The 8,366-nt window shown below is 71.9% G+C and carries 8 protein-coding genes; 6 read left to right on the forward strand and 2 right to left on the reverse strand.

The features are described 5' to 3' along the window. From pth to cysN, 4 genes are all read left to right on the forward strand, one after another. Positions 1-514, forward strand: a 514-nt coding sequence (gene pth / locus E1182_RS27250) for an aminoacyl-tRNA hydrolase (protein ID WP_132270584.1), incomplete at its 5' end; no start/stop codon positions are given. A 110-nt stretch (positions 515-624) separates the two neighbouring features. Beyond that, the gene (locus E1182_RS27255; protein WP_132270598.1) at positions 625-1,443 is read left to right on the forward strand and encodes a 3'(2'),5'-bisphosphate nucleotidase CysQ; all 819 of its coding nucleotides are present in this window, start codon (positions 625-627) and stop codon (positions 1,441-1,443) included. 79 nt (positions 1,444-1,522) lie between these two features. Then, positions 1,523-2,437: a sulfate adenylyltransferase subunit CysD gene (gene cysD, locus E1182_RS27260; RefSeq protein WP_132270586.1), complete on the forward strand. Its 915-nt coding sequence runs from the start codon at positions 1,523-1,525 to the stop codon at positions 2,435-2,437. Then, the gene (gene cysN, locus E1182_RS27265; protein WP_132270588.1) at positions 2,437-3,747 is read left to right on the forward strand and encodes a sulfate adenylyltransferase subunit CysN; all 1,311 of its coding nucleotides are present in this window, start codon (positions 2,437-2,439) and stop codon (positions 3,745-3,747) included. Before cysD ends, cysN begins: the two co-directional genes overlap by 1 nt. Positions 3,748-3,935: 188 nt before the next feature. Here cysN and galK read toward each other — a convergent pair whose 3' ends face one another. After that, complete coding sequence (gene galK / locus E1182_RS27270; protein ID WP_132270590.1) at positions 3,936-5,093, reverse strand: galactokinase; 1,158 nt, start codon at positions 5,091-5,093, stop codon at positions 3,936-3,938. Further along, positions 5,090-6,073, reverse strand: a complete 984-nt coding sequence (gene galE / locus E1182_RS27275; RefSeq protein WP_132270592.1) for a UDP-glucose 4-epimerase GalE — start codon at positions 6,071-6,073, stop codon at positions 5,090-5,092. Before galE ends, galK begins: the two co-directional genes overlap by 4 nt. A 174-nt stretch (positions 6,074-6,247) precedes the next feature. Between galE and E1182_RS27280 the strand changes: the two genes are divergently transcribed. After that, positions 6,248-7,246 carry a hemolysin family protein gene (locus E1182_RS27280; protein WP_132270594.1) on the forward strand — a complete coding sequence of 333 codons (999 nt, stop codon included), beginning with the start codon at positions 6,248-6,250 and terminating at the stop codon, positions 7,244-7,246. A gap of 33 nt (positions 7,247-7,279) precedes the next feature. After that, complete coding sequence (trpS, locus tag E1182_RS27285; RefSeq protein WP_132270596.1) at positions 7,280-8,305, forward strand: tryptophan--tRNA ligase; 1,026 nt, start codon at positions 7,280-7,282, stop codon at positions 8,303-8,305. Positions 8,306-8,366: the final 61 nt, after the last annotated feature.

Raw genomic sequence — 8,366 nt, forward strand, 5'->3', positions numbered from 1 at the left:
CGTCGGTTTCATGGTGGCCGACCTGTTGGCGGGTCGGTTGGGCGCGCGGTTCGGGCGGCACAAGCGGGCGGTGGTCGAGGTGGCCGAGGGGCGGCTGGGTTTTGGTGGGCCGAAGCTGGTGCTGGCGAAGCCGTTGACGTACATGAACCTGTCCGGGGGGCCGGTGGCGGCCCTGGCCCAGTTCCACAAGATCCCCGCGGGGCGGGTGATCGCGGTGCACGACGAGCTGGACATCCCGTACGGCCAGGTGCGGATCAAGCTGGGTGGCGGCGAGGGCGGGCACAACGGGCTGCGCTCGATGTCGAAGTCGTTGGGGACGAAGGAGTACGTCCGGGTGCGGTTCGGTATCGGTCGCCCGCCGGGGCGGCAGGATCCGGCGGACTACGTGCTGTCGGATTTCGGAGCCGGGGAGCGCAAGGAGTTGGAGTTCCTGGTGGACCGGGCGGCGGACGTGGTGGAGTCGGTGGTCACCAAGGGTGTGGAGGCCACGCAGAACGCGTATCACGGCGGGTGAGACGCTCGGCGCGTATCGGCCGGGTTGCCGGTAGTCTGCGCCTTCTGACGTGGCGCGACCGGCGGCGTGGCCGCGCGAGGCGACGGGAGCATGGTGTGGGCAGTCCTCCGATGATCGACGGCGCGTTCGCCCGGTGGCTGGCGGCGCGGGCGGGGCAGGCGTTGCTGGGGTTGCGCGCCGAGTTGGGGTTCGAGGACCCGGGCGCGTTGAAGGCGGCGGGCGACAAGCTCTCCCACGAGCTGATCCGGGACGAGCTGGCGAGGTGGCGGCCGGCGGACGCGGTGCTCTCCGAGGAGGACGAGGGGGCGCGGCTGGCCTGGGCGGAGGAGGTGAGCACCGGGACGGTGTCCCGGTTGACCGCGGACCGGGTGTGGATCGTCGACCCGCTGGACGGCACCCGGGAGTTTGCCGAGGAGGGGCGGACGGACTGGGCGGTGCACGTGGCGCTCTGGGCGCGGAACGCGCCGACGCCGCACGGGCTGGTGGCGGGGGCGGTGGCGTTGCCGGCGCAGCATCGGGTGCTGGGCACGGACCAGCCGCCGGCGTACCCGCCGATGACGTTGGCGGCGGCGATTTCGGGTGGCCAGCGGGCGCTGCGGTTGGCGGCGAGCCGCAGTCGGCCGCCGGTGTTCCTGACCGACCTGGCCGAGGAGGTGGGGGCGCAGCTGGTGCCGATGGGTTCGGCAGGCGCCAAGATCGCCGCCGTGGTGACCGGTGAGGTGGACGCCTACATCCACGCGGGTGGCCAGTACGAGTGGGATTCGGCCGCGCCGGTGGCTGTGGCGACGGCCACCGGCCTGCACGCTTCCCGGATTGACGGTTCTACGCTGAAATACAACGAGGCGGATCCGCGCCTGCCGGACCTGCTGGTCTGTCGCAAGGATCTCGCCACTCGGTTGCTTGCAGCGTTGCAGAGGCATTCCGGGTAGCCTGAGCGCTTGTTCTTGAGATGCCCGACCGGAAAGGTCAGGAAGCCATGCCGGGATCCACGCCGAGCGAGACCGTGTCATGACGGCCCCCGCCCGCTCCTACCAGGTCTCCCACCTCGACGCTCTCGAGGCGGAGAGCATCTTCGTGATGCGCGAGGTGGTCGCCGAGATGGAGCGCCCGGTGCTGCTCTTCTCCGGAGGCAAGGACTCGATCGTCATGCTCCGGTTGGCGCAGAAGGCGTTCGCCCCGGCCAACATCCCGTTTCCCGTCATGCACGTGGACACCGGGCACAACTTCCCCGAGGTGCTGGAGTACCGCGACCAGCGGGTCGCCGAACTGGGCCTGCACCTGATCGTGGCGAGTGTGCCGGAGGCCCTGGCCAACGGCACGGTGCGAGAGTCCGCGGACGGGATGCGCAACCGGATCCAGACGCCGGTGCTGCTGGAGGCGGTGGAGAAGCACCGGTTCGACTCGCTCTTCGGCGGCGCCCGACGTGACGAGGAGAAGGCCCGGGCCAAGGAGCGGGTGTTCAGCTTCCGCGACGAGTTCGGCCAGTGGGATCCGAAGAACCAGCGCCCGGAGCTGTGGTCGCTGTACAACGGCCGGCACCACCCGGGAGAGTCGATCCGGGTCTTCCCGCTGTCCAACTGGACGGAGCTGGACGTCTGGCACTACATCGCCCGGGAGCGCATCCCGCTGCCGTCGATCTACTACGCCCACGAGCGCGAGGTGATCGAGCGGGACGGCATGCTCTACGCGGTCAACGAGTTCTTCCGCCCCCGAGCGGGGGAGGAGCGGTTCAAGGCCCGGGTGCGGTACCGCACCGTGGGTGACGCCTCGTGCACCGCGGCGGTCCGCTCCGACGCCGACACGGTGGAGAAGGTGATCGAGGAGGTGGCCGCCACCCGGATCACCGAGCGCGGGGCGACCCGCGGCGACGACCGGGTCAGCGAGGCCGCCATGGAGGACCGCAAGCGGGAGGGCTACTTCTGATGAGCGTCGACACCGCGGCCCCGGCCGCCGAATCCACGCTGCCCGAGGGGCGGCCGATGGACCTGCTGCGCTTCGCCACCGCGGGCAGCGTGGACGACGGCAAGTCGACCCTGATCGGCCGGCTGCTGTACGACACGAAGTCGCTCTTCACCGACCAGCTCGCCGCGGTGGAGGCGGTCAGCGCGGCCCGGGGCGACGAGTACACCAACCTCGCGCTGCTCACCGACGGCCTGCGCGCCGAGCGGGAGCAGGGCATCACCATCGACGTGGCGTACCGCTACTTCGCCACCCCGCGGCGGAAGTTCATCATCGCCGACACCCCCGGGCACATCCAGTACACCCGCAACATGGTCACCGGCGCTTCGACCGCCGACCTGGCGTTGATTCTGGTGGACGCCCGCAAGGGCCTGGTGGAGCAGTCCCGCCGGCACGCCTTCCTCTGCTCGCTGCTGCGGGTGCCGCACCTGGTGCTCTGCGTCAACAAGATGGATCTGGTGGACTACGCGCAGGAGGTTTTCGAGCGGATCGCCGACGAGTTCACCTCGTTCGCCGCGAAGCTGGACGTGCCGGACCTGACCGTGGTGCCGATCTCCGCGCTCAGGGGCGACAACATCGTCTCCCGTTCGGAGAACATGCCCTGGTACGAGGGGCCGTCGCTGTTGCACCACCTGGAGCGGGTGCACATCGCCAGTGACCGCAACCTGGTCGACGTCCGTTTCCCGGTGCAGTACGTGATCCGCCCGCAGTCCACCACCGTCACCGACTACCGCGGGTACGCCGGGCAGGTGGCCTCGGGTGTGCTCAAACCCGGTGACGAGGTGATGGTGCTGCCCTCCGGGTTCACCAGCCGGATCTCCTCGGTGGAGACGGCGGACGGCCCGGTCGCCGAGGCGTTCCCGCCGATGTCGGTGACCGTACGGCTGGCCGACGAGATCGACATCTCGCGCGGGGACATGATCTGCCGGCCGAACAACGCCCCGGCGGTGTCGCAGGACATCGAGGCGATGGTCTGCTGGATGGACGAGACCCGGCCGTTGCAGGTCGGCGGCAGGTACGCCGTCAAGCACACCACCCGTTCCGCGCGGGCGATCGTGCGCGCCCTGCACTACCGGCTGGACATCAACACCCTGCACCGGGACGATGCGGCCGGCGAGCTGAAGCTCAACGAGATCGGTCGGGTCCGGCTGCGGACGACGGTGCCGTTGCTCGCCGACGAGTACCGCCGCAACCGCACCACCGGCGGCTTCGTCATCATCGACGAGGCCACCAACCGTACCGTCGGTGCCGGCATGATCGTCGAGGCGGGCTGACCGAGGCCACCTCGCCGGAGCCTGCCGGCCGGGCCGGCCCGCGCGGCGTGGGCGAGATCGACTTTGTGTGCGCCAGTCGGGGGTGCCCGGGCCACGGGACACTCCCCACTGGCGCACAACGGAGCGGCCGTCCGCCGCCCGGGGCGTCGGTCGCCGTCCGGGCGTCGGTCGGTGATCCGGCGTCGAGGTCAGTCCAGGCGGGTGGCGCCGGGGGCGGGCAGGACCGTGACGTGGCCCGGCGCGGTGAATCCGCGTGCGGCGTACGCGTCGGTCACGGCCTGCGCCACGGTCGCGGCGGCGGCGGCCTCGACCAGGGCGAGCACGCAGCCGCCGAAGCCGCCGCCGGTCATCCGGGCGCCGAGCGCCCCGGCCGCGAGTGCCGCCTCGACGGCGGTGTCGATCTCCGGCACGGTGATCTCGAAGTCGTCGCGCATGGAGGCGTGCGAGGCGGTCAGCAGCGGGCCGATCTCGCGTACCCGGCCGGCGCGCAGCAACGCGACGGTGTCGAGCACCCGCTGGTCCTCGGTGACCACGTGCCGGACCCGGCGGCGGGTCTCGTCGTCCGGCAGCTTCGGCAGCGCCGCGTCGAGGTCGGCGACGGAGACGTCGCGTAGGGCGGGCACGCCGAGCGTGGCCGCCGCCGCCTCGCAGGACTTCCGGCGGGAGGCGTACTCGCCGTCGGCGTGCCGGTGCGGGGCACGGCTGTCGACGACGAGCATGGCCAGGCCGGCGGCGTCCAGGTCGAACGGAATGTGCTCGACCTCCTCGGTGCGGCAGTCCAGGAAGAGTGCGTGGCCCTCCCGGCAGCGGATCGCCGCGGACTGGTCCATGATGCCGGTGGGTGCCCCCACGTAGGCGTTCTCGGCCCGCTGGGCGAGGCGGGGTTGCCGCTCGGCGGGCAGGTCCAGCCCGCCGAGGTCGACCAGGGCGGTGAGCACCGCCGCCTCCAGAGCGGCCGAGGAGGAGAGCCCGGACCCGAGCGGCACGTCGGAGGCGATCGCCAGGCGGGCACCGGGCACGGCGTGGCCGGCCTCGCGCAGCGCCCAGACCACCCCGGCGACGTACGCGCCCCAGCCGGTGACCCGGCCGGGCTCGTCGACGTCGGCGGCGACGAACTCGATCTGTCCGTCGGTGGTCTCGGACCAGACCGTCCAGCGGTCCCCGTCCTGCGGCGCGGCGGCCACGACGGTACGCAGGGACAGCGCGAAGGGCAGCACGTAGCCGTCGTTGTAGTCGGTGTGCTCGCCGATCAGGTTGGCCCGGCCGGGAGCCGCCCAACGGCCCGCCGGCTCCTGGCCGTACGCGGATCGGAAGCCGGCGGTGGCGCGGTCCTCGACGTCGGTCACTGCTGCTCCAGGAGGTGGGTGCGGTAGAAGGCCCAGGCGTCGGCGACCATGTCGTGCAGGGTCGGCTTCTGCGGGGTCCAGCCGAGTTCGGCGCGGGCCAGCGCGGAGGAGGCGACCAGTTCGGCCGGGTCGCCCTCGCGGCGGGGGGCGACCTCCACCGGCACCGGGTGGCCGGTGACCTCGCGGACCACGTCGGCCACCTGGCGGTTGGTGAAGCCGGCGCCGTTGCCGAGGTTGTAGATGCGGTGCTGGCCGGCGGTGGCGGCGGTCAGCGCGAGCAGGTGGGCGCGGGCCAGGTCCTCGACGTGGATGTAGTCGCGGACGCAGGTGCCGTCGACGGTGGGGTAGTCGTCGCCGAAGAGTTGGAGCTTCTCCCGCCGGCCGGCGGCGACCTGCAACGCGATCGGGATGAGGTGGGTTTCCGGGTCGTGCCGTTCACCGATGGCGACGTCGCCGTGCAGGTACGCCCCGGCGACGTTGAAGTAGCGCAGCGAGACGGCGGCCAGGTTGTGGGCGATCGCCTCGGAGGTGAGCACCATGTCGACGGCGAGTTTGGTGGCGCCGTACGTGTTGGTGGGGGCCTTGGCCGCCGTTTCCGGGATGGGCAGCTCGGTGGGGTTGCCGTAGACGGCGGCGGTGGAGGAGAAGACCAGGCGCGGCACCCGGGCGGCCCGTACGGCGTCGATGAGCGCGATCGAGCTGACCGTGTTGGCGTGCCAGTAGAGTTCCGGCCGGACCATCGACTCGCCGGCGGCGATCAACGCGGCGAAGTGCAGCACCCCGTCGAAGCCGGCCTCGGGGGTGAGCACCCGGGCCGCCTCGTGGACCGGCAGGTCGACGTGGGTGGCGTCCGGGGCGAGGGCCTCCCGGTGGCCGGTGCGCAGGTCGTCGAGGACCGTCACGTCGTGGCCGTTGTCCAGCAACATCCGGGTCACCACGCTGCCGATGAAGCCGGCGCCGCCGGTGACGAGTAGTTTCACGTCGGTCCTCCCTGCCTGGCCGGGGTCCGCCACGGCCGTCGTGATCACCCTACGACCGGAGCGGGTGCTCCCGCTCCGCGTCGACCACCCCGCTATTCCACCATGAACCTCCACGATTGAACAGATCCGAACATGGCCGGTTGTGGTGCGTCACGGAGCCCTACCATCAGCTACATGCGCACGGGTGGTCCCGGGTCGCGACGGCGAGCGCCGGGGCGACCCCGACGCGTACCCGGTCCGGTGGCGCGCGGGGTGGCCCGGCTGGTGGTCCGAGCCGCCGACGGCGCCACCCGGCTCGTCACCGACCTGCTCGGCGCGAGCCCGGCCGCCGGCCGGGAACGGATCAGCGAGGACGAACTGCGCGACCTGGTCGCCGCCAACACCGTGCTCGATCCGGACGAGCGCCGGATCATCGACGAGGTGCTGGTGGCCGGGGCGAGCCTGGTCCGCGAGGTGATGATGCCCCGCACCGAGGTGGTCTTCCTCTCCGCCGGCACGGGACTCGCCGAGGCCCGGCGGGTGGTCCGCGCCGAACCGCACAGCCGTTACCCGGTGATCGACGGCACCCACGACGACGTGGTCGGCTTCGTGCACCTGCGGGATGTGCTGCTCCGCCCCGACCTCGACCCGTGCACCACCGTCGGCGAGTTCACCCGCGAGGTGAAGCGGCTGCCCGGCAGCAAGCGGGTGCTCGCCGCGCTGACCGAGATGCGCCGGGAGGGACACCACCTGGCGGTGGTGGTCGACGAGTACGGCGGCACCGCCGGCATCGTCACCCTGGAGGACCTGATCGAGGAGCTGGTCGGCGAGATCCGCGACGGGTACGCCGACGCCGACGCCGCCGGCCTGCCCACGGTGGTGGACGGCCGGCTCAACCTCGCCGACTTCGCCGAGCGCACCGGGGTGGCACTGCCGACCGGGCCGTACGAGACGGTCGGCGGCTACGTGATGGCCGTGCTGGGCCGGCTGCCGGTCGCCGGGGACGAGGTCCCGGTGGCCCCGCCCGACCGCGAGCCCGGTGGGCCGGGCGGCGGCTGGCTGCTGCGGGTGCTGACCCTGGAGGGGCGGCGGGTGTCCCGGGTCGCGGTCTCCGCCACGCGCCTACCGGAACAGCGGCGCGAGGTGACCGCCCCGGCCGCTCCGGTGGCGAGCCGACCCGCCGGGCCGTCATGACGTACGCCGGTCGTTGCTGACAGAATTGCCGCCATGTCCGACGCACCCGCCCGCCCGCGTGTCTTCTCCGGTATCCAGCCGACCGCCGACTCGTTCCACCTCGGCAACTACCTGGGCGCGGTGCGGCACTGGGTGGCCCTGCAGGAGAGCCACGACGCGTTCTACTGCGTGGTCGACCTGCACGCGATCACCGCCGGGCACGACCCGAAGGAGCTGCCGCAGCGCACCAGGATGGCCGCCGCGCAGCTGCTCGCCGTCGGCCTCGATCCGGAGCGCTGCACGCTGTTCGTGCAGTCCCAGGTGCCCGAGCACGCGCAGCTGGCGTGGGTGCTCGGCTGCATCACCGGGTTCGGCGAGGCCAGCCGGATGACCCAGTTCAAGGACAAGTCACAGAAGCAGGGCAACGAGCGGGCCAGCATCGGCCTGTTCACGTACCCGATCCTGCAGGCCGCCGACATCCTGCTCTACCAGGCCAACGCGGTTCCGGTCGGCGAGGACCAGCGCCAGCACCTGGAACTCTCCCGCGACCTGGCGCAGCGGTTCAACTCGCTGTTCGGGCAGACCTTCACGCTGCCCGCGCCGCACATCGTGAAGGACACCGCGAAGATCACCGACCTGCAGGACCCGACGGCCAAGATGTCGAAGTCGTCCTCCTCCCCGGCCGGCATCGTCAACCTGCTGGAGGACCCGGCCCGGTCGGCGAAGAAGATCCGCTCCGCGGTGACCGACACCGGCCGCGAGATCGTCTTCGACGCCGAGCACAAGCCCGGTGTGTCCAACCTGCTCACCATCTACTCGGCGCTGTCCGGCCGGAGCATCGACGAGCTGGTCGCCGCGTACGCCGGCAAGGGGTACGGCGACCTGAAGAAGGACCTCGGCGAGGTGGTGCGCGAATTCGTCACGCCCGTCCAGAAGCGCACCCGGGGCTACCTGGACGATCCGGCCCAGCTCGACAAGCTGCTCGCCGCCGGCGCGGAGAAGGCCCGGGCCGCGGCCGCACCAACGCTGCGTACGGCCTACGACCGGGTGGGGTTCTTCCCGCCGGTGCGCGTCGAGTAGCGGTCGGGTTCGTCAGGGTGGAGTCGGCGGCGGGAGGGGTGGCGCGGAGCGTGGATCGCAG

Origin of the sequence: Micromonospora sp. KC721 (genome assembly GCF_004348355.1) — a bacterium.
Lineage (GTDB): Bacteria > Actinomycetota > Actinomycetes > Mycobacteriales > Micromonosporaceae > Micromonospora.